Source organism: Solibacillus ferritrahens (assembly GCF_037027585.1).
Classification (GTDB): Bacteria; Bacillota; Bacilli; order Bacillales_A; family Planococcaceae; genus Solibacillus; species Solibacillus ferritrahens.
Map to the genome: position 1 here is coordinate 72,900 of NZ_JAXCLE010000015.1, position 20,681 is coordinate 93,580.

Sequence of the window (20,681 nt, forward strand, 5' to 3'; positions counted from 1 at the left end):
ATCGAGGTGGAGTGGTTTGTTAAGAGAATTAAGCATTCGAAATTTTGCTATTATAGATGATTTAACTGTAAGTTTTTCTGAAGGGTTAACTGTATTAACAGGTGAAACGGGTGCCGGTAAATCAATTATTATTGATGCTGTTAATATATTGGCCGGTGGTCGCGGATCAACCGAGTTTATCCGTCATGGTGAAAAAAAGGCGGAGCTGGGTGGACTATTCCAGGTTAATAATTGTCACCATCCGATATTTATGAAACTCGAAGAACATGGAGTGGAGGCAGAAGAAGGTACCATTATTCTGCGCCGTGATTTACATGATTCGGGAAAAAGCATTTGCCGAGTTAATGGTAAACTCGTCCCTTTATCTGTTTTACGGGATATCGGAGGCAGTTTAATTGATATTCATGGTCAGCATGAAAATCAGGAGCTCATGGATGAGAAATTCCATATTCATTTATTGGACCATTTTGCACAACATGAACTCCAATCTGTAAAAGCGCAATATAGCGAAGCCTATGAAGCGTATCGCCAGCTAAAAAAAGAATTTGCTGATCTAAGTATGGACGAGCAGCGGATGGCACAGCGAATCGATTTATACCAATTCCAGATTCAGGAGCTTGAGCAGGCTGCATTAAAAGAGGATGAAGAGGATGAGCTGAACGAAGAACGACTTCGTTTAATGAATTTCCATAAAATCTTCGAACGGGCAAACGTAGCATATGAAGCGATCTCCGGTGATGCGAATGGTCTTGATTTTATCGGTAATGCTATGAATGCACTTGAAGATATTGTGGCGCTCGATTCGAATTTCAAAGAGCCATCAGAAGCTGTCACAACAAGTTTTTATGCTCTTCAGGATGCAGCGTATCAGATTAAAAATGTGCTTGATGATTTGGAATATGATGCTGAACGTCTAAATGAAGTTGAGCAGCGTCTGGCATTATATCAAAATATGAAACGCAAATATGGTACGACTGTGGAAGAAATTTTAAACTACTATGAAAAAATTGAAGAAGAGCTTAGCCAACTTATGAACCGTGATGAAACATTGCAACGAAATGAACAATTATTAGCGGGTATGGAAGAAAATCTAAACCAAATTGCAGACGAATTAACAGCAATTCGCAAAGAAAATGCCATAAAGCTAAGTGAAGCAATTATGAATGAATTGCGCATGCTTCATATGGAAAAAGCACAGTTTATCGTTCAGTTTAATACATTGGCACAATTTGATGCAAATGGTAAAGACTTTGTGGCATTCTATATTTCGACTAATGTCGGGGAACCACCAAAGTCGTTACCAAAAGTGGCATCAGGTGGAGAGCTTTCGCGAATGATGCTTGCTTTGAAAACAATTTTTTCAACATCAAATGGCATTACCTCAATCATTTTTGATGAGGTTGATACAGGTGTAAGTGGTCGTGTTGCGCAGGCAATAGCAGAGAAGATTGCTGCAATCTCAGTGAACTCCCAAGTATTGTGTATATCGCATCTACCACAGGTAGCGGCAATGGCTGATCATCATTATTATATTAAAAAGCAGGTTGAGTATGATCGTACCTTTACGACTCTTTCTGAAATGGAAGAAAAGGAACGCGTTGAAGAAATCAGCCGCATGATGAGTGGCTCAGAAATTACAGAGCTTACATTACAACATGCTTCAGAATTAATCCAAATGGCAAATGAACGTAAAGAATCCATGAAATAATAAATTATAGAGCCGTCTAAAAATTTTAAAAATTTTTTAGACGGCTTTTGCTGTTTTTATTATTACAAAACGATGAGCAATCGCTACTTTCAGCTAATTAGAATTGAATACATTCTAATTTTTCCTCATATCAACAAAATTTTTCCGTTCATAACTCCTTCGTTTCTTCACATAGTAAGCGCATAGAGGAGGTGAATAATGATAAAAAAATGGTCGTTACTCGTTGCAATGCTTTTTATATTGTCGCCAATGCAGGTTTTTGGGAAATCTTTAATTCCGATGGGGCATTCAATCGGAGTACAATTGCAAATGCCATATGTTATAGTTGCTCAGGACGTTTTATTAGAAAGTAGTGAATGGCTGAAAAAGGGAGAGCGGGTTTTAAAATTAAATGGTGAAAAAATTAGCCAGCTAGACGAATTATCCGGTAAAGATGAATCGTTTACCCTAACATTGGAAAATGGAAAGCAACAGCGAGAAATTAGTGTATCTGCCCATGAATTGATACATTTAAAACCATTTTTAAGAAGCGAAACGGATGGTGTAGGAACACTCACGTATATCGATCCCGAAACGATGGAATACGGAGCACTTGGCCATCAAATTGTAGACTCCACGATGAAACTGCCTCCAAAATTCAGTGAAGGTGCTATTTATGAAGCATCCATTTCACAGGTGAAAAAGAGTACTCCGGGACAACCAGGCTACAAAATTTCAATTGTAGATAAAACCCAAACACCACTCGGAACTGTTAACAGTAATGATGTATACGGTATTTTTGGGAATTGGGAACAATCATTACATGACAGTTTGCATCCACCGCTTGAAATTATACATGCCAATGAATTAAAAAAAGGAAAAGCACAAATCTTAACGGCAATCGACGGTGAAGAAGTTAATTTGTTTGATATAAAAATTGACAAACAAACGGATAATACGTTTACGTTCCATGTTGTGGATGAACGTCTTATTGATAAAACGGGCGGTATTGTTCAAGGGATGAGCGGCAGTCCGATTATTCAGGACAATCAATTTGTCGGAGCGGTTACGCACATGTTTATTGAAGAGCCTACAAAAGGTGCAGGAATTCTTGTCATAGAAATGTTAAAAAAGAGCCCATAATAAAAAATTTTTGACTATACTTTATTAAAAGTGTAGTCATTTTTTCCTTTTTTCTTTACAATAGTACATATAGAAAATTCGACAAATGAAGAACCATATATTTCCTTGTCGATAAAGGTAGAAAACATAATACTTGTTACTCATTTTTGTTAAAAGAGAAGGATTTTTAGAAATGCTGTCGAAAGTTCCCTACAGGACAATGCAAAAGGGGATTAGAATCAACTGTCGATCATTTTTGTTATATTTTTATGACAAATAATTTAGCACTTGTTAATATGCTCGGCAAAATTTGCTATTGTAGTGAATAAAGAATTGCATAAAATAAAGGGGGATTTTGATTGACAAAGGTAAAAATTGCGATTGCTGATGATAATCGTGAATTAATAAAAATGATGGAGATTTATTTCGCGAACCATCCGCAAATTGAAATTGTCGCAACTGCTTCAAATGGAAAATTGTGTATTAAAATGTTGGAAGAGCATAAAATCGACGTATTACTGCTGGACATCATTATGCCGCATTTAGATGGATTGGCTGTATTGGAAGAAATGTACAATGATGAACGTCATCTAAATACGCAGGTTATTATGCTTACTGCTTTTGGACAAGAAGATGTTATGAAACAGGCTGTAAATTTTGGTGCATCTTACTTTATGCTGAAACCATTTGAATTTGAACAACTTGTGCATAAAATTCTGCATTGTGCAGGCAAGAAATATGAACAGGAAAAACGCAGTCCAATTTTAGCGCCAAATACGCCTGCAAAAATCGATACACGTTTATTGGATACAACAATCACAGGTATTATTAAAGAGATTGGTGTACCTGCCCATATAAAAGGATATGCTTATTTACGTGAAGCAATTCAAATGGTGTACAATGATATCGAATTATTAAGTTCCGTAACGAAAATACTTTATCCGGAAATCGCCAAGAAATTCAGCACAACGCCTTCTCGTGTGGAACGGGCTATCCGTCATGCGATAGAGGTAGCGTGGAATAGAGGCAGTTATGAGAACATTTCAGAGCTATTCGGCTATACGGTGCACCATATGAAGTCAAAACCGACAAATTCGGAATTCATTGCCATGATTGCGGACAAGATTCGTATTGAAATGGTAGCTTCATAACCGTTGATATTACTAGATTTGTAGCGTACAGGCTATCGGAGAATGACCGGTAAACTTATTATAGATAACGATTATATAACGAAATAAAAAGCGCCTTCGAGGACAGTTTATTCACGACTGTTTTGGGAGGCGTTTTTTGTATGTCGTTAAGTCCGTTTTTAATCGAAATTGATCGTTACATGCTCGATTGTAGCGCAAAAGGATTATCAAAAAAGACGATGAGTTCGTATGAACAGTCGTTAAAACTTTTTGCGCGTTACTTATCGGATTCATTTAATATTAACGATGTATCGCAAGTAACAACGGAACACGTTCGAGCTTATATCCGTTCAATCGAAGAAAGAGGTAAGTTTGAGGTAAGCGCTGCGGAAACTCCTGTTAATTATCCGGAGCGTAGAGGTGATTACGGTAAGGCAGTAAGTAAGACAACAATAGCGAATTATGTCCGCAATATTAAGGCATTTTTTTCGCATCTATATAATGAGCAAACTATTCGTAAAAATCCGTTGAAAGATTTAAAGAACGTTAAGCCTGAGCGCAAAATAAAAATCATGCTTGAGGATAACGAATTAAAGCAATTCTTCCGTTCTTTTGACGTAACAAAATTCGATCAATACCGCGATTGGATTATCGCTAGAATCATCTTTGATACTGGCGCAAGAATAGGCGAACTATTAGAAGTTGTTCCAGGGGATATTGATTTACGCAGCAATGCAATACTTTTACGTAAAACGAAGTCAGGTAAGCAACGTTTTGTTTATTATTCACATAAGACGCGCAATCATCTTAAATCGTGGTTAACGTACAAGGATCGATATATGGATAGTCCGTATGTATTTCCGACAAATCGCGGTACAAAGCATCGTTTAGAAGGTGTAGAACGTTCATTCAGACTACGAAGTCGAGACGTTGGATTACAGGTAACTCCGCACTTGCTTAGAAATAACTTCGCCAAAAGATACTTAATTAATGGCGGAGACTTAGCGACGTTATCACGTTTGCTGGGCCATGCAAGTATAGAAATTACATCGCAAATTTATTTGGATTTTGCGGATAAAGAGGTTATGCAAAAGTACAGACAGCATAGTCCGTTAGAAAATCTCGATATTTAAATAAAAAAAAGACGCTCCGGCGGTAACCGGAACGACTTCTGAAAATAAATATCTACGCTAAATTGCCTGACCGCATTTGCGTAACTCATAACTGAATATGAGCTTTATATAGCCTTCATTTTACTCAAAAAAAAGTAAAGTGTCAAAGGTTAGCTTTGCTATTGTCTTTTTTAGCAAGCGCTCAAGACGAGCAGCCGTTAAGCGTCTATAAAAAACACGTCAAGTTTGCCGAGCTAACGCAATAAATTCGGATATATCGCATATAAACGATTCCCTGTTATCGTAGCGACGAATAGCGAGCACGGCTTATGGTGCGGAAAGGTTTACTGGCTTACTACGGTAAGGGTAACTATGATCGAGTGCGTTAGCGTACACATGCAGGACAGTAATTGCATGAGATGATAGCGGAAGAAATTCTGATACGAACAGGGCAACGAGAAACCTCAGACGTCACATGACGCTAGAAATTGCGTATTTACTTTATATCGCTTAACGAATTAATTTTTGTTACGCGATATAAGGTAACTACGTTCAGCCGATTTCCTGGAGCAAGCCCCATTCTGCTAGTTTGATAGTGCGTTTGTCAATCTTAAAGTTATTAAATACAAAGTTAAATAAATAATTTAATATATAAAGTAAATGATTATCTTAAATAATCGTAATTTTGTTGGGGGTAATTTATGAAAATATTTAAAATAGCTTGGACAATAATTGTTACTTTAAGTTTAATTACTGCTAGTATTTTTTTATTTCGCAACTTTAATCTGGGTGGTAATTGGAGTGATTTTTGGGAATCTTTTATTGTAGTTCAATCAAATGAGGAAGTTGTAATTTTATTTATTTTGTGGATTGGAATTTTAAATTTATTTTGTCATAGATGGTATGAGATGATTTTCTTGGAACTATCTAAAAATGCTAAGGAAGTTGAGCTTGTTGGTGAAAAAAAGATAAAAAATTTAGCTCTATTACTTTTATTATCTGCTTTATTGTATATTTTTGCATTAATTACAACAAGTATAAGTAATATGGGTCCTATGTTATTTGGAGGAGTATTTGCCCTATTTATTTTAGAATATCAAGGTGTTATAGAAATAATTAACAAATTTAAAATAAAACAAAAAGAAAACTAAATAGAAGTATTTTATTAAAATTTGAATCAAATAGTTTGTTAATTCCAAATTAAATGTAAAGACGCTCAACTATAATGTTAGGCGTCTTTTTTGTCGTTCTCTAATTCGATTAATTCGTTAATACTCGCCAATTGGAGCGCATCGCTAATCTTTTCTAAATGCTCGATAGACAGGCGATCCACATACCCACGGCATAAATTGCTTATTGCATTTGGTCTTACGTCTGCCATTTCCGCAAGCTGAGACTGTTTTAATCCTCGTTCTTCCAATATCTCTGATAACTTTATTCGAATTTTACGCATTGTAAAATCGCTCCTTTATGTATGGTATTCATATTATTAACATAATTATACCGCTTTAAAACTATTCCGTAAATAAGTGTTGACGTTATATCGTATATACGATATATTGATATCAAGAACAACACATCAGCAAAATGGGGGCGGAAAATATGACGATTGAATTAATGGATAACGTTAAGTTGGAATTGAACGGTAATGAGGCGGCTTTGTTAATAGGCATGAATACAGTTTTATTTAAATGGACGGACGAGGCTGCGGCTTTATTCGATGATTTAGACGTATGCGAGCCGGTGGAATTGTTAAGTATTTTATCGAATATTTAGGAGGTTATCGCATGATTAATCGCTTAGAAGAGGTAAAGCAACGTTTCAACAAATGGTACAGCGAAAATGCTAACGTCACTCAATACGGAATCGAAGAATACTTCACTGAGGTCATGTATAACGAAGCAGTCACGTTGCAACGCGATTACGAGGCATCAGCGATCGAGATTGGCGAGTTTGTTATCGCATTGAACGACTTTATCGAGGAAGTATTGAACAGCACGGAGTTATTGCTGGCGTCGTATGAGCGACAATTCGAATCAGCTTGCTCGATGAAAGAGCCGACACGTAGCCGGTTTTTATCAAACATAATGGACGAGATGGAGCGCAAGTTTAAAATTCCGAGGCAGGAAAGTAACGAATTTGATGCAGCTAATCCGGAGGTCATGGCGCTTTACAGTCGAGTATCATCAGCGAGAGATTTATAGCGGAATAATTTCGTGAGTAGGGGAGGTTACCCTTATACCCTTACGCACTTACACCCTTATAGGCTAATGTGGCCGGGGGAGATACTTAAACGGAAGGAGAGAGTAGTTGGATTATCTTAAAATAGTAAGTTATAAAGGCTACGAATTGAATGTGAAGCGTCCAGCAAAGAAACGACGCAGCGATAAAAAGCACACGATTCAGGCGTTATTGTCAAAGCGGGAAAAGTTGCTTGTTAATGAAGTTGCACACATGCAAGGCTATCGAACAATCGTTGACTTTGTAACGGATGCAGTAGCAAACGGAATCCATCTCGCAATAACAAAAGACGATTTAGTTGCAGCTAAACGATCTCTAAGAGAGGCAGACGGATTCCAGGTAAATGGAAGAATCAGCAGAGAGTTATACGATAAATTCCGATTGCTACAGGCTAAGACGAATTTGAGCCAACGTGCTTTAACGCTTGTCCTAATCAAGAAAGCGTGTGAAATGGCTGGCTACAGATGGAGCTAGGTAACAGTAACGTTAAATTCCGCTTAAATTACCGTACAGTCGATTATTAAACGGTGTAAACAGAATCAGATACGGTAAATCTACCGAGATTTAACGTTAATTATCATCGGTATGTATAGCGACATACTACGAAAATGCGATATTCAATGGTAGTATGCGAAACTGAGCGGATTTTAACTGAGCATAATTGGCGGTACGTTCAACGATTAACCTCACGATTGCAGTCGTGAGTAGCACCGATTTTGGCGGATTGGTGCGAGTGGTAGCGTTTTGGCGGACGTTACTTAGATAAGTGGTCATTGTTGCAGCAGTGGCCGGATGGTTATGGCGGGTATTTTGGCGAATATCCGCTATTTTTATTAATTTTACGATATTTCTAATTCCACGCTATAAAAACTCGGGATACATATAGTAGGCGGTCAAGTAGACGCAGTATGCTCGTACATTGACAATTGAACGGATTAAAGCGGTTATTATACGAGGCTAACGCCTCTATGATCCGCTGGCGCGTCTCATTGCACTATTATTGTAACTCCTTTACCGTACGATATAAACGATACAATAAGTATCAATCGAATTTATTTTGCGTTCTTTGCAAAATGAAGGCGATAATGTTTTAGGAAGTTGTACCAACTTCACGGAACAAAGGCGAATAACTTCGATATATCTTGGCGGATTATTTACTCGCTATATATTATTGTAGGTCTTTAATTAAGCGTAGAGTATAAGATAAGATGAGTAAGTGCACCGTCGAAGTGTTATAAACCTTACGGAGAGTAAGCGTTAATGCACTTTTGTAGCGGTACGTAAAAGCAGTATAATTCGTCTAATATGGGACGTAAAAGCAGGTTATTTTTAGTAACCTATTGGAGACGTTAAACTATTAAGTTATAGTAAATTTATTACAACAGTTATTTATTGTATTATGTTAAAAATAATAGAGGGGGAAAGTTTAAATGGAAACTTTTATATCAATTATTACAAACGCAGCGTTTATAGGGATATTCACTCTAATTATAGGAAATATGTTTAACCGCGGATTACAAAAACAAAAACTAGAATTTGATAATCAACTATTAAAGCAAAAAGGAGAAATTGACAAAGAAATAGAAAAGCTAAAGAGAAATCTTGAGTTGGAATTTTCTAATGAACTAGAAAGATTAACTCAGAAGAGAAATGCTTATATTGATTTAATTAATACAATGGCAGTTTTTATAGGCAAGAGAGTAGATGAAAATGAGAGAGTAGAATATCAAAAAAAGTTTTTGAAAGCTTATGATGCATCTTGGTTATGGGCGAGTGATGAAGTTTTGCTTGCATTGTCGAATTATATGCAATTTAAAATTAATACCAATAACCTTCTTAATGAATTAACCCAACAAGAAATACAATCGTTAGAGAAGGAACTATTTTCAGAATGTATTCTCAAAATGAGAAAAGATATAGGATTTACAGAATCTAGCCTTACTAATGAGCATTATAAGTTCATTAATTTTTAGTTTATATAGGGAGGTGAGTGCATGAATCGGAAAATTATAAAAGGTGAAGTTATTGCAGAGTTAGCGAATGAATTAGCTCCAGGAATAGGCGCAGTAAATTTTGCGCAAGAATTAATCGAACAGTACGGCGATGAATATCCGGACGAGGCTCTACTTTTCCGTGACATTGAATCGGACAGACCGGAGATATTCGAGGATAAGCGTGTCAGACGATGTAGCGCATGTGGACATTATTTCCGGGATCAATCTAAAGGGAATCAAGCGATTACTTGTTCGGATGACTGTCGCGCGAAAAAGAACGTCTTTTTACGGCGATTAAAGCGCCAAGATAGTGCGACAGGCCCGTCAAACTATTCGGAGGCTTACGGATTTTATGCGGACGACCAAGCGCTTATGGACGATAATATTAAACATCGAGTAGATACACCTGATTATGAAAAGACGATAGCACGCTCACAGATTCGTCAGCTTAATGGCGGTAAAAAGCGAGTAACTACGCAGAATATTGACGATATTAAATCGAGAGGTATTAAGCGATCGCGTGAGTTTTGGGGAACGACTTGGGCAACTGCGTATGAGGACGATGATAAATAGTTTTTACTGCGGTCATACGTCCTAAAGGTGTAAGATGGAAATTTAATTTATAATTTCTACCTAAAACTGTCTAGAAAGTGACTTTTAACGGTCTAGTATATATAAGGGAAGTTTAACTTCTATTTCACAGCAGTTTGTATTTTATATTTTGAGAAGTCAAAGGCAGTCCAAAAATGGACGGCTTTTTTTTTATTTTCCAATTTAGTCATAAAAATATGAATAGGAGGCGTCAAAAATGGAACTAACTGCAACAACCATCAAGGATTACCGCTATCACTACGGAATCACACAAGAAACGCTGGCGCGAAAATTAGGCGTCACTCAATCCTACATCGCGCATATCGAAAGCGGTTCACGTGAGATTCCAGGTTACTTCGCAAAGCAACTCGGAATTACAGCGGAGTTAGTACAAGTGATGCAAGAAGTAAAGGCGGAGCGATTATCGCTATTTCCGCAATATCAAACTAAAAAAGGTTAAGGGGAGATTTTACAATGACGAACACAGCAAACGTATTAGACGGAAAAGAATTTAATGGATTACATCAGCAAGTAAGACGCCGAGCAATCGCTCAAAAGCATAACTTCGTAGTAGTAGACGATAAGCCCTACGATTCGGAAACTGGTGAGTATTTAGGCGATAAATTCCGCCATGAGTTAGTTCCAATCCGATCAGACGCGCAATTACGTTTCATCGAATCAAAGCAAGTGTTAGGCGCACATGAGGAGGAAAACGGAGGTTTCGTATTTACGTTCTTTAAGCAGTCACGGACGATTAATGAGCGATTCCCTTCGCTAGTTACAGCTGATATTGCTCGACTAATGTACATTGCGACTTACACAGCATGGAAAACAGGACGCGTCCAGTACGACAATGGACGAGTAATCGACCGTAAAGCAATCGAGGGAATGTTTAAACTAAGCGATAAACGCGCTCGTCAGTTATTTGACCGCTTTGTAAGCGAGGGAATTGTATCGGAGCAAGACGGAGCCGTATTCGTCAATCCGTCAGTATTTTATCGCGGCAGTCTTAGCGATGCACCGAAAGAAGTAACCGACTTAAAATATACGCGAATGTTTAAAGATACAGTACGCGATTTATATGAGAAATCCGAAGGCAGAACGATTGCACAGCTTGCGCTTGTATATTCGATCATGCCTTTTTTGCATTTTGGAAGTAACGCTGTTTGCCACAATCCTGACGAAGTTGACGACGAGCAATTGAAGTTAATAACGTTGGACGAGCTAGCGGTATTACTGGAGTACAAAGACGCAGCTAAGTTAAAAACGGCGATGAACAAAGTAAAAATTGACGGTAAGCCGGTATTCGGTTTCTTTGAAAATCCGAACGACCGTCGTACGAAGCGTATTGTTGTAAATCCACGCGCTGTTTTTGCTGGAGACGGTAAACAACTGGCAGCGATTAAAATTTTATTTAACTAAGGAGAAATGCGGAATGGAAAAACGAGAGATTGAATTTAAGATTTTATCTAAGCGAGTAGCTTATCGCGAGTATGACGTGCAAGCCTTTGTAAACGGTGATGAATACTTGACCTTTGAGTATAACGATTGCAACAGCGCCTTTGCTGCTCACACGATGCTACGTAGACTCATTCACGACCACCCGAACGCGTTAATCACGTTAAAAACGAATGTTAATGCGGTATTAAGTGACCTGAGACTGCTACACGAAAACGATCGTACGCTTACTCGATATTTACGTGAAACATTAGACGATAGCAATTCGGAAATCACTAAGGCGGAATATACCGCTTTTTAATAAAAATAAACAGGTAAAAGGAGAATGGGGAAATGTTAATTATCAGTTTTGCAATGCTCACAACAGCCGGAATCATTACGTACAACACGAAGAAACAACTGGAGAAAATCAAAGGCGGTGAGCGTGTATGAATAAAGTATGTACGAGCTGTTTCGAAGAAAAAGAAATCGGATTGCACTACTACAATGCATCGCGCTACATGTGTATCGACTGTGAACGTGAAGCAGCACGCGAGCGTATGGCATCAGTACAAAATAAAGCCGGTAATGCATTTAGAACGGCGCAGAAATCAGCAGCAAAGTACGGTGCTTACGATAATTTAAGCTATGACGACGTTCTTTATCTTTTTAAATTAGCTGGCGGAATTTGCAGTTATACAAATCAACCGTCGGAGTGCTTATCGTTAGAGCATGTTATTCCGTTAAGTGAAGGCGGTACAAATACAATCGACAATATACTCGTTATTGACCTCGAAGTTAATCGTCAAAAGCGCATTACGAATATGATGGACTTTATTGAGGAGCGCTACAATCCGCATAGCGTGCTACCGCTTGTAAAATTACTCGCTACACGTGGTAATATGCCGTATGAGCAGTTATATGACCGCATTTTCGAATATCAAAAGGCTGAGAGTGAGGCGCAGTATCGACGATTAGTTGAGGCGACAGAGCGTAAAAAGAAGGTGACTGCGTAGTGAATACAAATAATCGCGATTTCGAAGCCTGGCGCATACCGGGCTTTTTTGTATTATACGTCGGAGCCGGCCATAACGAGGCCATACGTCGACTAAAACAACGCAAGGACTACAGGGTTATGGCGACTTATACGACTAGAAAAGGTGAACTCGATGCAGTTCAATTTAAAGTACCTGAGCGTATGCATCGCGGTATTAAATCCGTGCTTAAAAGGCTTGAGAATGGCGATTATGAACGTCAATGATAAATAAGTCAGGGAATGGATTAAAACGGTTAGAATCGAAAGAAATGCCGATTTTCCATACCCATCGAAGTCAATCGGAGGTATGTCGGATGGCAAAGAAATCGAATAAAGAAATATCGGACAGCAAGCGCTCTAAATGGCAAACGAAAGCGGCGGAACGAAAACGCATCGCTAACGAACGCCATGAGGAGCGTTTATTTATTACACGAATTAAAACCAAGAAAGCGGAGGCGTAAACGGAATGAGGTTCGCTTTACTATCACTCATTGACGTAGAATCGACGCAGTTCGTTTCGTTGCTCATTTACGAGTCAGACGATAACGGTATTTATAACTGTATTGCAGAGATAACAAAGCCATACGAATTGGCTGATTTAATAGACGACTTGATCGCTTATGACATATCGGAATTGCATACCGATAGCCAGTCGATTTATCGCGAGCTTATGAGCCTTAAATATCCGGTTATTTATCGTCGAGAAGTCGAGGGAACACGCCAGTTAATTGAGCAAAACAAAGAAACGCTAATCGAATTATTTGAGCTAAATTCAGAGCCTACCGTCGTTATACCTCGATGGAGGCTTTTTGTTATTGATAAGTTAGAAAAAATCATTCAAATACTAAAAACAAGGGGATTAAAACACAATGACGATTAAAGTACACGATTATAAATTATTAGAAGATTTCAAGGCGGAGCAAACGGAACGTGCGGTGAAGTTAACACAGTACCAACAAGATGCAGAAGGCGCACGCGCTCGATTAAATGAATTACAGACTCAATATGAAATTACGTTCACACGGTCAGTAAAAGAAGGAACAGACGTTACGGCGGAACTCCTTAAAATCGACCAAGACATTGAGACTCAACGCGAAGTAGTCGCACGACGTGAACGTGATTTAGTACTAGTGCACCAAGCAATGCGTAATACAAAGATTTCACCAGTCGACGTTGTAGCGCGTTATAAGCCTGATTTTGCGGACGGTATACGTTCGGAATTTGAGGAGTTAGTCAATCCGAAGTTACAACTGGCTCTCGATTTGATTTTAAGCGCAATCGCAGATGGAAAAGAGTATTCAGCGGCATATCAGCCGATTCATCAAGAAATTGACGACCATGTGAAAGGTAATCATAAACGAGGATTAACAAGAGAAATTATGCTACAGAATCATCCGACTGATAATGCGAGGATTCATAACGCAGTAGGCGTCACATCCGGTGTTCGAAAGTTATTAGAAGAAGTGTCACAGTTCACATTCGGTAAAACACCTCACAGCTATAAGTACATCGACGTAGCACCAACGGTAAAAACAAAAACAACGGAAAAGGCAGGTAAATAAATATGAGCAAATACAACGAGCAATTAGACGTATACAATGCAACAAAAGCAGCACACGGAGGCAAGACGGTTAATTATCGAGTTCTCGAAAACGGATTAAAACAGCGCCTTGCAAACGGTGAAATCACGAAAGACGATGTAGCCGTAGCATTTGACGTAGCTAAACGACTTCAATCCGACCAAGCGCGAGTTATGTATGCTAGCGTCAAGCGAGCAGCTGAGAGTATCGTCGAGGAAAAATCGGACGACACGCCTGAGAATGAAGAACAACCAACAGAATAAACCGATCATGGCGGCCATTGAGTCGCCTTTTTAATTACAAACTAAAAATGAAATGGAGCGATTACATTGACTATTCAAATTATGAATCACGAAAACGGAACACTTATCACAGGAGACGCAGAGATTTTAAAACGCCTACCGGAAGGCTTTGACGTAGCAACAGTCGATTTAACAGACGTCCGAGTTGACGCACATAACCTAGCTATCGCAGCCGAATACGGCAGCTATAAGAGCGTTGATCATGTAAAGTTCTATGCAGCGTTAAAACAGGCTTATATCGAGCAACAAGCACTAGCGAAAGCATCGCATGAGCCGGTAGTCGAAGTAGAAGAAACGGAGGCGGAATAATGCTACAACTAACATTTAATAGAGGCGGAATATTAACTTTTATTGAGGGTGACGAGGAGATTTTATCGATAATTCCTTACGATTATAAATATTACGATGCGTTTGATATTGAAAGTAGTAGTATCTCAACTGAGCATTTAATTGATTCGTATGCATATGCGCTTAAAAATGACGGCGTTAGTAAAGTCAATAAAGCAGCTTATTACGCTAAATTGCGTGGAATGTACATTCAAAAAATGGGCAACAAAAAATAATAACTAAATTTCCGAAGGTGTGTCGACTAAGTTCGCGCGCCTTCTTTTTATTAGGGTCCGTATTGGACCACCAACGATTAGTTTTGTTATGACGTTATAATTCAAATCCTCTAAGTTTGAACGCCTGGAAACCGTTCAGACAACCGACACGCAGCGGTATAACTGCGTTTTTTGTGTGTGTTAAAACAGATTATCCGACGGAAGGGAATGAACGGAATGAAAACGATACAAGAAATAAAGCTACTAACGATGGCTAACGAGTTGTCTCGCCAGTCACTAAGTGTTAAGAAACAAGCGGACAAACCTTCGGTTATTCAGTCGCTAGAAATATTCGAAGAACAAGTTAAATCCGTAAGTACGGACTATTTACAGACAGTAAAGCAATCAACGCTATTAATGCTCTCAGCAGCTAAACGTAGTTTACAAACGTGCAAGCCTAGCGAGGCCAAGTTAGTACGCCGACACAGTGAGGAAATGTCGAAGGAATTTAAGCGACTTTCACGCGTAATGTCCCGAGGAGGTACTAAAAATGATTGATTTAGTCGCAACCCTCCGGCTCAATGATGATTTAACTAAGCCATTACGCCAAGTATCAAGGCAAATGACGAGCTTTAGTGATACAGCTAAAAGGGTCGGAGGTACGGTAGGTGGAATGGGATCGGCGATTGGACGCCAAGCAAATCAATTAACCGGCTTAAAATCGCAAATTGCTGGCGTAGCTGGCGCATATTTTGGAGCGCAAGGAGCAATGAAGGCATTTCACGCTACTATCGGAGAAGCAGCACAGTATGAAGCCAGTGAGGTCGCAGTAAAGGCGATTTTTAACGATGATGAAGCGTCTAGCGCTTACTTAAAAATGGTCGATTCAATGGCACTGGATAGTCCGCTATTAAATTCGAAGGATATGTTAGCAAGTTCAAAAGGTTTAGTCGCAATGACAAAGGACGTCGGGGAGCTAGGAAAAGCATGGTCGATTGTCGAGCGATTACAAGTGCTTGATCCAACGCAAGGCACAAGTGGAGCTTCATTCGCATTAAAAGAGGTTTTTCAGGGAGATTCACTAAGTATGGTCGAGCGTTTCGGTCTTGATAAAAAGGCGCTTAATCAGATTAAGAAAATGGCAATACCTGAGCAAGTCGCAGCAATTAGTGCGCTACTCGACGGTATGGGTGTTACGCAAGCAACCGTTGATGCAATGGGTAAAACAACGCTCGGATATTGGTCGCAAATTGGAGAACGTGCTGAAACGTTTATGAGGACTATCGGAAATATGGGTAACTCGAAAATAGGCGACGTCCTCGGAGGAATCGTCAATAAACTCGACAGCATAAATCTCGATGATATAGCCGTTAAATTCGATGCAGCTATCGGTGGAGCAGTACAAGGCGTTATCGACTTTGCTAAAAAGGCGTGGGAAATGCGCGAGCCTATTATCGCAGCAGCTAAAGTATTCGGCACGTTCGTTGGAGCAATTGTCGGAATAGTAGTCGTAGCAAAAACGATTATGGGAATCGGAGCAGCCTTCGCGTTCCTAACTTCACCAATCGGACTAATAGCCGCTGGAATTACCGGCTTAGTATTCGGATTTAAGCGATTGTACGATAATAGCGATCAATTCCGAGAGCTTATCGACCGTATAACCGTAAAAGCCGGTGAGCTAATAACAGCGTTCCAGTCAGACGGAATCAGCGGATTATTCGATGCACTTCTCGGAGAAGGTTCATTCGACGGACTCGTTCAAAAATTCGAATCGTTGAAGGCTATTTTCGATACAGTCGTCGGTTTTATCCGAGGCAAGATTGAACAGCTTGCGCCAACAATCGAAAAGTTAAGCGGTATATTCTCGCAAGTTTGGGGAACGATTTCTAGCGTGTTTTCTACTGCATGGACGATTATTAGTCCGATTCTTAGCGGCTTGTGGTCGGTGCTACAAATGGTAGGTGACTATGCGGTAATCGTGTTCAATAACGTATTAGTTCCGGCTTTAGGCTTTGCGGCTCAGGCGTTTTCTACGTTATGGTCGATAGCCAGTCCTATTTTACAACTACTTGCCGCCGGTTTTGATTTATGGATGGCAGCATTAAAAGTTTTATGGGAAGTCGTACTAGCGCCATTTATCAAATTTATTGCAACAGGTGTTAAAAATGCGTTCGAGGCACTTACTGATGCATTATCAATCATACAAGGCGCATTTGACGGTGTGTCGGGTAAAGTCAGCTCAGTTTACGATAAAATCCGAGAATTTGCCGATTTCATTCGCAATGTTAAATTACCGGACTGGATTAAGAATGGTGTATCCACTGCGGTTAACTTCGTAACGGGTGGTAGCGATAAAAAAGCCATTCCAGGACACTATCATGGACTAGATAACGTTCCCTACGATAATTACACAGCATCTTTACATCGCGGAGAAAAAGTATTAACCGCTCAAGAGGCGAAGGCTTATCGTGAAGGTACATCGGGACAAGGCGTTAAGGCTGGCGGTAATACGCTTAACTTCACATTCAACGGTACTGGCGGTACAGACGAGGAGCAAGCGAGAAGAATCGCTGCAATAATCGCTCGAGAAGTAGAGGTGGCGTTAGGATGATTCGATTATTCGTAGGCACTTTAGATATAACAGATACCGTTAAGTCCGTCTCACTCGAAGGTAATTCAACGCAGTTTCACCGTACATTAACGGTGGAGCTGATTGCCTCCGTAGATGGTCGTAAGCCTTCGTTTAAGCTAGATGAAGGACAGGACGTCGCGTTCTTATTTAACGATAAGATTCGATTTAGAGGCGTACTTTTCTCGCAAGAAATCGGTTCAGACGGCTCGCTAAGTATTAAGGCGTACGATTCTAACGTTTATTTAACAAAGAATACGGATAGTAAACTATTCCGTGAAAAAAAGGCGTCGGAAATACTTACGATATTAGCGAGAGACTTCGGTATTCCTACTGGAACAATCGCAGACACAGGTTACGTTATACCATATTTACGCCTTTCTAATCTCACGTTACGCGACATGGTATTAAAGGCGTTGACGATAACGCAGCAACAAACTGGAAAGCGATTTTTCCTCGGAAACGAGAACGGGAAATTGACGCTAAATGCAGGCGTAGAGGCTAAAAGTTTCTTACTTGCTTCGGATGGTCAGAATTTAATGAGCGCAACGTATTCTCGATCCATTGACGACACTAAAACTCAGGTAAAGGTTATAGGCGGTCCAAAAGGCAAAGAAACGGTAGTAGTCGTTAAAGACGATGCCAAGCGTGCTAAATACGGTGCGTTACAAGCCTATGAGGAAATGGACGAGAAAGCGACGCCTTCACAAATTAAACAGCGAGCTACAACGTTATTACGTGAGCAATCCGGAGTCAAAGAGCAATTAACAGTCGAGGTATTAGGCGTTATTACGGTTGATATTGGAACGGCAGTATACGTCAGGAATGCAATGACTGGCACAAACGGAGGCTATTACGTAACTAACGTAAGGCATAACATCGCGAACAGCTTGCACACGATGGAGCTTGAATTAACGCGTACTTATGAGCTACCGGACATCGACCTTAACGACGATGAATTAAAGCCGGAAACGGTTAAGCAGAAGGCTAAAAGGCCAGCAAAGAAGGAGGTAACTAAGAAATGACAAACCTAGAAGGAAACGGGTATGAGAGGATTGCGCAGTTAGCGCGAGGTAATAATAAGACGCCTCTTTCGATTACACAAGCTACAGTAACGGCAGAGCCTCCGGATTTATCGGTAAGAGTTGACGGAGACAGCTTCGACACACCGAGCGAAGGCTTAGTCGTTGCAGATGAATTACTGACACATACGCGCACGATCGACTTTAAAGGCGGTACAATTAGCGGTAATGTGAACGGATTTCATGGTCCAGGTAATCTAACGTCACTAACGATTACAGATGGAGAATTGACGGTTAAGAGTCCGCTTAAAGTAGGCGATAAAGTGATCGTAGCAGTAGCAGACGACGGCCAGTTGATTTATGTACTGGCGAAAATAGGATAAAGAAAAGGCAGGCGCTCATAACTGAGTGTCTGCCGATTTTTTTATGTCTAATGTAGCCTAACGGAAATTGCTCCGATGGGAAGTAACCGGATATAGCGAAAAATCGGCGCATTATATAGAAGAAACTCAAACGGAGCATGTCCGAAAACTTCCACTTTTCGAGTGTTTCTAACGCTACATATGGCGACAGAATGAGCGATTTTAACTCCGCATTAATCGGCAAATGCACGTTAGTAGACGTAAGTATTATCGGCTAGAACGTCTGAATGCGCGTGCTATCCAAACGCTTTGAACAATCGGAAGTATTACCGCATTGATAATACAGCGTTATAAGGCGCATATAATAGTAGGAACGCCGTTTAACAGGCGGAATAGTATGTAATGTACGGTAATGGAATAACGGGTAATGTACGTAATACAGGGGCAACCGAGGAGGATTAGACGAGGGCTTGGCGAACTCACGGGGTATAATATACGTATATAGCGGATGTATAAAAGTGGCGTATTTTATGCAGAGGAAACAAATCGAACTGTTTCAGTTACTTAACGTAAGTATGCGATAACATTACGTTTGCAAGAAATGTATAGAATATTGCATACGGATAATTAAGCGGAAGTTGAAGAACGTTGATATGACGCTACTTTAGTTTAAATCGAGTTTACATAATGTAGCTTATAGGAAGCTGTAAACGTATTTTTATACAGTTCTTAATCATCGTTATATATCGAATGTATGTACGCTTTTATGTAAATTTGCCGATAGTCTCGCGCCCCAAGCGCCTTTCCACAAACGCGCGCATCTGCCAAACGCTTTTTCTAAGCAACTTTTTTTCATCGGGGGGTTATAGCCGATAATATGCGTTAACTTTACGTCATTGTTGTTTACCCAAGACGCTACATATTCCGCAGCAAGTATCCGCTATAAAAATTTCCGCTACAATTTTTTTATACTCGATAGGTGCAGTTTACGTAGTAAAACCGCTGTCAAATCGTATTGAGAGCGTTCGAAAATCGGAAAGCCGGATAGTTGGTCGATTGGATTCGTTAAAATACGTCGATTTTGCGTTAATATAGATAGAGGGAAATCACATGATTTATTTGCGTCGGAAATGCGTTGAAAGTCAGTAGTACCAAGGGTTTTCGGTGAAATTTATCTTGCAAATATTTAGCGGTGATGGTATCGTAAAAATCACTTAAGGAGAACGCGATCAGTCGACGTCGCAGAAAAGGAGAATAGCGCTAATGAATAAGTTTATTTACAGTGGTTCCTACGTTTCTAATATGAGCGGATACGCACCATCGACAATACGTAATAAAACACCGGAACTTATTAAATTATATCCTCTATTTGCGATTAAAGTCGACGCAAACAAATGGCGTTATGATGAGCGGGCTTGTGCGGTATTTATTATTATTAAAAATGAAGTATTCCCAAGTGAGTATAATAGCGTAGAACAGTTCGCTATCACTGCTGTCTATCATTCACAAATTTCGGATAAATAGTTCTTGCTATAACCGTCACATCAATGTAATATAGACGATAAATATAAGTCGTTAATAACTGCGAAGGCTGCCGTCAGAATGACCGCTAAACTTTCGTTGTATAATCGTTAATTATAATAAGTAAAACCGCTACAAGCTACGTAGAATGAGCGTTTTATCGACGTTCGGCTATACGGTGCACCATATGAAGTCAAAACCGACAAATTCGGAATTCATTGCCATGATTGCGGACAAGATTCGTATTGAAATGGTAGCTTCATAATTTAATATATTATTTAAACACGTTCATTTTCAGCTCGAATGATTATGGGGGTGTTTTTTTTTTTTTTTTTTGATTTAAGTTTAATATGTGTGGGGAGGGGGAATAGAT

At 39.5% G+C, this 20,681-nt stretch carries 27 protein-coding genes and 1 pseudogene; 27 read left to right on the forward strand and 1 reads right to left on the reverse strand.

Annotated elements, in window-relative coordinates:
* Positions 1–16: 16 nt before the first annotated feature.
* The 5 genes from recN to SNE38_RS14510 all read left to right on the forward strand — a co-directional run bounded on the left by recN (position 17) and on the right by SNE38_RS14510 (position 6,202).
* The gene (recN, locus tag SNE38_RS14490; RefSeq protein ID WP_336046752.1) at positions 17–1,708 is read left to right on the forward strand and encodes a DNA repair protein RecN; all 1,692 of its coding nucleotides are present in this window, start codon (positions 17–19) and stop codon (positions 1,706–1,708) included.
* 198 nt (positions 1,709–1,906) lie between these two features.
* The gene (locus SNE38_RS14495; RefSeq protein WP_191703986.1) at positions 1,907–2,830 is read left to right on the forward strand and encodes a SpoIVB peptidase S55 domain-containing protein; all 924 of its coding nucleotides are present in this window, start codon (positions 1,907–1,909) and stop codon (positions 2,828–2,830) included.
* Between the two features lie 338 nt (positions 2,831–3,168).
* Complete coding sequence (gene spo0A, locus SNE38_RS14500; RefSeq protein ID WP_191703985.1) at positions 3,169–3,960, forward strand: sporulation transcription factor Spo0A; 792 nt, start codon at positions 3,169–3,171, stop codon at positions 3,958–3,960.
* 140 nt (positions 3,961–4,100) lie between these two features.
* Positions 4,101–5,072, forward strand: a complete 972-nt coding sequence (locus tag SNE38_RS14505; RefSeq protein ID WP_336046753.1) for a tyrosine-type recombinase/integrase — start codon at positions 4,101–4,103, stop codon at positions 5,070–5,072.
* Positions 5,073–5,752: 680 nt separating this feature from the next.
* Positions 5,753–6,202 carry a hypothetical protein gene (locus tag SNE38_RS14510; protein ID WP_336046754.1) on the forward strand — a complete coding sequence of 150 codons (450 nt, stop codon included), beginning with the start codon at positions 5,753–5,755 and terminating at the stop codon, positions 6,200–6,202.
* A gap of 77 nt (positions 6,203–6,279) precedes the next feature.
* Here the strand turns inward: SNE38_RS14510 and SNE38_RS14515 are convergent, their stop codons facing one another.
* Complete coding sequence (locus SNE38_RS14515; RefSeq protein ID WP_336046755.1) at positions 6,280–6,504, reverse strand: helix-turn-helix domain-containing protein; 225 nt, start codon at positions 6,502–6,504, stop codon at positions 6,280–6,282.
* Positions 6,505–6,653: 149 nt separating this feature from the next.
* On the opposite strand from SNE38_RS14515, the gene SNE38_RS14520 reads away from it, so the two are divergent.
* From SNE38_RS14520 to SNE38_RS14625, 22 genes and pseudogenes are all read left to right on the forward strand, one after another.
* Positions 6,654–6,827 carry a hypothetical protein gene (locus SNE38_RS14520; protein WP_336046756.1) on the forward strand — a complete coding sequence of 58 codons (174 nt, stop codon included), beginning with the start codon at positions 6,654–6,656 and terminating at the stop codon, positions 6,825–6,827.
* Entirely contained in the window at positions 6,785–7,255 is a 471-nt protein-coding gene (locus tag SNE38_RS14525; protein ID WP_336046758.1) for a hypothetical protein, read from the forward strand. Before SNE38_RS14520 ends, SNE38_RS14525 begins: the two co-directional genes overlap by 43 nt.
* A gap of 106 nt (positions 7,256–7,361) precedes the next feature.
* Positions 7,362–7,766, forward strand: a complete 405-nt coding sequence (locus SNE38_RS14530) for a hypothetical protein (protein WP_336046759.1) — start codon at positions 7,362–7,364, stop codon at positions 7,764–7,766.
* A gap of 956 nt (positions 7,767–8,722) precedes the next feature.
* Positions 8,723–9,265, forward strand: a complete 543-nt coding sequence (locus tag SNE38_RS14535; protein ID WP_336046760.1) for a hypothetical protein — start codon at positions 8,723–8,725, stop codon at positions 9,263–9,265.
* Between the two features lie 21 nt (positions 9,266–9,286).
* Complete coding sequence (locus SNE38_RS14540) at positions 9,287–9,859, forward strand: hypothetical protein (protein ID WP_336046761.1); 573 nt, start codon at positions 9,287–9,289, stop codon at positions 9,857–9,859.
* A gap of 235 nt (positions 9,860–10,094) precedes the next feature.
* Positions 10,095–10,337: a helix-turn-helix transcriptional regulator gene (locus SNE38_RS14545; protein WP_336046762.1), complete on the forward strand. Its 243-nt coding sequence runs from the start codon at positions 10,095–10,097 to the stop codon at positions 10,335–10,337.
* 14 nt (positions 10,338–10,351) lie between these two features.
* A complete protein-coding gene (locus SNE38_RS14550; RefSeq protein ID WP_336046763.1) occupies positions 10,352–11,299 on the forward strand; it encodes a hypothetical protein in 948 nt (315 codons plus the stop codon).
* 13 nt (positions 11,300–11,312) lie between these two features.
* Positions 11,313–11,636 carry a hypothetical protein gene (locus tag SNE38_RS14555; protein ID WP_336046764.1) on the forward strand — a complete coding sequence of 108 codons (324 nt, stop codon included), beginning with the start codon at positions 11,313–11,315 and terminating at the stop codon, positions 11,634–11,636.
* Positions 11,637–11,763: 127 nt separating this feature from the next.
* Entirely contained in the window at positions 11,764–12,330 is a 567-nt protein-coding gene (locus tag SNE38_RS14560) for an HNH endonuclease (RefSeq protein WP_336046765.1), read from the forward strand.
* 119 nt (positions 12,331–12,449) lie between these two features.
* The gene (locus tag SNE38_RS14565) at positions 12,450–12,575 is read left to right on the forward strand and encodes a hypothetical protein (RefSeq protein WP_336046766.1); all 126 of its coding nucleotides are present in this window, start codon (positions 12,450–12,452) and stop codon (positions 12,573–12,575) included.
* An 89-nt stretch (positions 12,576–12,664) separates the two neighbouring features.
* Complete coding sequence (locus SNE38_RS14570; protein ID WP_336046767.1) at positions 12,665–12,811, forward strand: hypothetical protein; 147 nt, start codon at positions 12,665–12,667, stop codon at positions 12,809–12,811.
* 5 nt (positions 12,812–12,816) lie between these two features.
* Positions 12,817–13,230, forward strand: a complete 414-nt coding sequence (locus SNE38_RS14575; protein WP_336046768.1) for a hypothetical protein — start codon at positions 12,817–12,819, stop codon at positions 13,228–13,230.
* Entirely contained in the window at positions 13,220–13,912 is a 693-nt protein-coding gene (locus SNE38_RS14580; RefSeq protein ID WP_336046769.1) for a hypothetical protein, read from the forward strand. Before SNE38_RS14575 ends, SNE38_RS14580 begins: the two co-directional genes overlap by 11 nt.
* A gap of 2 nt (positions 13,913–13,914) precedes the next feature.
* On the forward strand, positions 13,915–14,193 hold the full coding sequence (locus SNE38_RS14585; RefSeq protein WP_336046770.1) for a hypothetical protein: 279 nt from the start codon (positions 13,915–13,917) through the stop codon (positions 14,191–14,193).
* Positions 14,194–14,259: 66 nt separating this feature from the next.
* On the forward strand, positions 14,260–14,541 hold the full coding sequence (locus SNE38_RS14590) for a hypothetical protein (protein WP_336046771.1): 282 nt from the start codon (positions 14,260–14,262) through the stop codon (positions 14,539–14,541).
* Positions 14,541–14,795, forward strand: a complete 255-nt coding sequence (locus SNE38_RS14595) for a UDP-glucose 6-dehydrogenase (RefSeq protein WP_336046772.1) — start codon at positions 14,541–14,543, stop codon at positions 14,793–14,795. Before SNE38_RS14590 ends, SNE38_RS14595 begins: the two co-directional genes overlap by 1 nt.
* 216 nt (positions 14,796–15,011) lie before the next feature.
* Positions 15,012–15,332 (forward strand): hypothetical protein, encoded by a 321-nt coding sequence (locus SNE38_RS14600; RefSeq protein WP_336046774.1) that lies wholly within the window; start codon positions 15,012–15,014, stop codon positions 15,330–15,332.
* Positions 15,325–17,385 carry a phage tail protein gene (locus SNE38_RS14605; RefSeq protein ID WP_336046776.1) on the forward strand — a complete coding sequence of 687 codons (2,061 nt, stop codon included), beginning with the start codon at positions 15,325–15,327 and terminating at the stop codon, positions 17,383–17,385. Before SNE38_RS14600 ends, SNE38_RS14605 begins: the two co-directional genes overlap by 8 nt.
* Positions 17,382–18,428 (forward strand): XkdQ/YqbQ family protein, encoded by a 1,047-nt coding sequence (locus tag SNE38_RS14610; RefSeq protein ID WP_336046778.1) that lies wholly within the window; start codon positions 17,382–17,384, stop codon positions 18,426–18,428. The genes SNE38_RS14605 and SNE38_RS14610 overlap by 4 nt, the downstream gene beginning before the upstream one ends.
* A complete protein-coding gene (locus tag SNE38_RS14615) occupies positions 18,425–18,808 on the forward strand; it encodes a DUF2577 family protein (protein WP_336046779.1) in 384 nt (127 codons plus the stop codon). The genes SNE38_RS14610 and SNE38_RS14615 overlap by 4 nt, the downstream gene beginning before the upstream one ends.
* 1,242 nt (positions 18,809–20,050) lie before the next feature.
* Positions 20,051–20,311, forward strand: a complete 261-nt coding sequence (locus SNE38_RS14620) for a hypothetical protein (RefSeq protein ID WP_336046781.1) — start codon at positions 20,051–20,053, stop codon at positions 20,309–20,311.
* Between the two features lie 148 nt (positions 20,312–20,459).
* Positions 20,460–20,573 (forward strand): annotated as a pseudogene (locus SNE38_RS14625) (sporulation initiation factor Spo0A C-terminal domain-containing protein); the annotation flags it as partial.
* Positions 20,574–20,681: the final 108 nt, after the last annotated feature.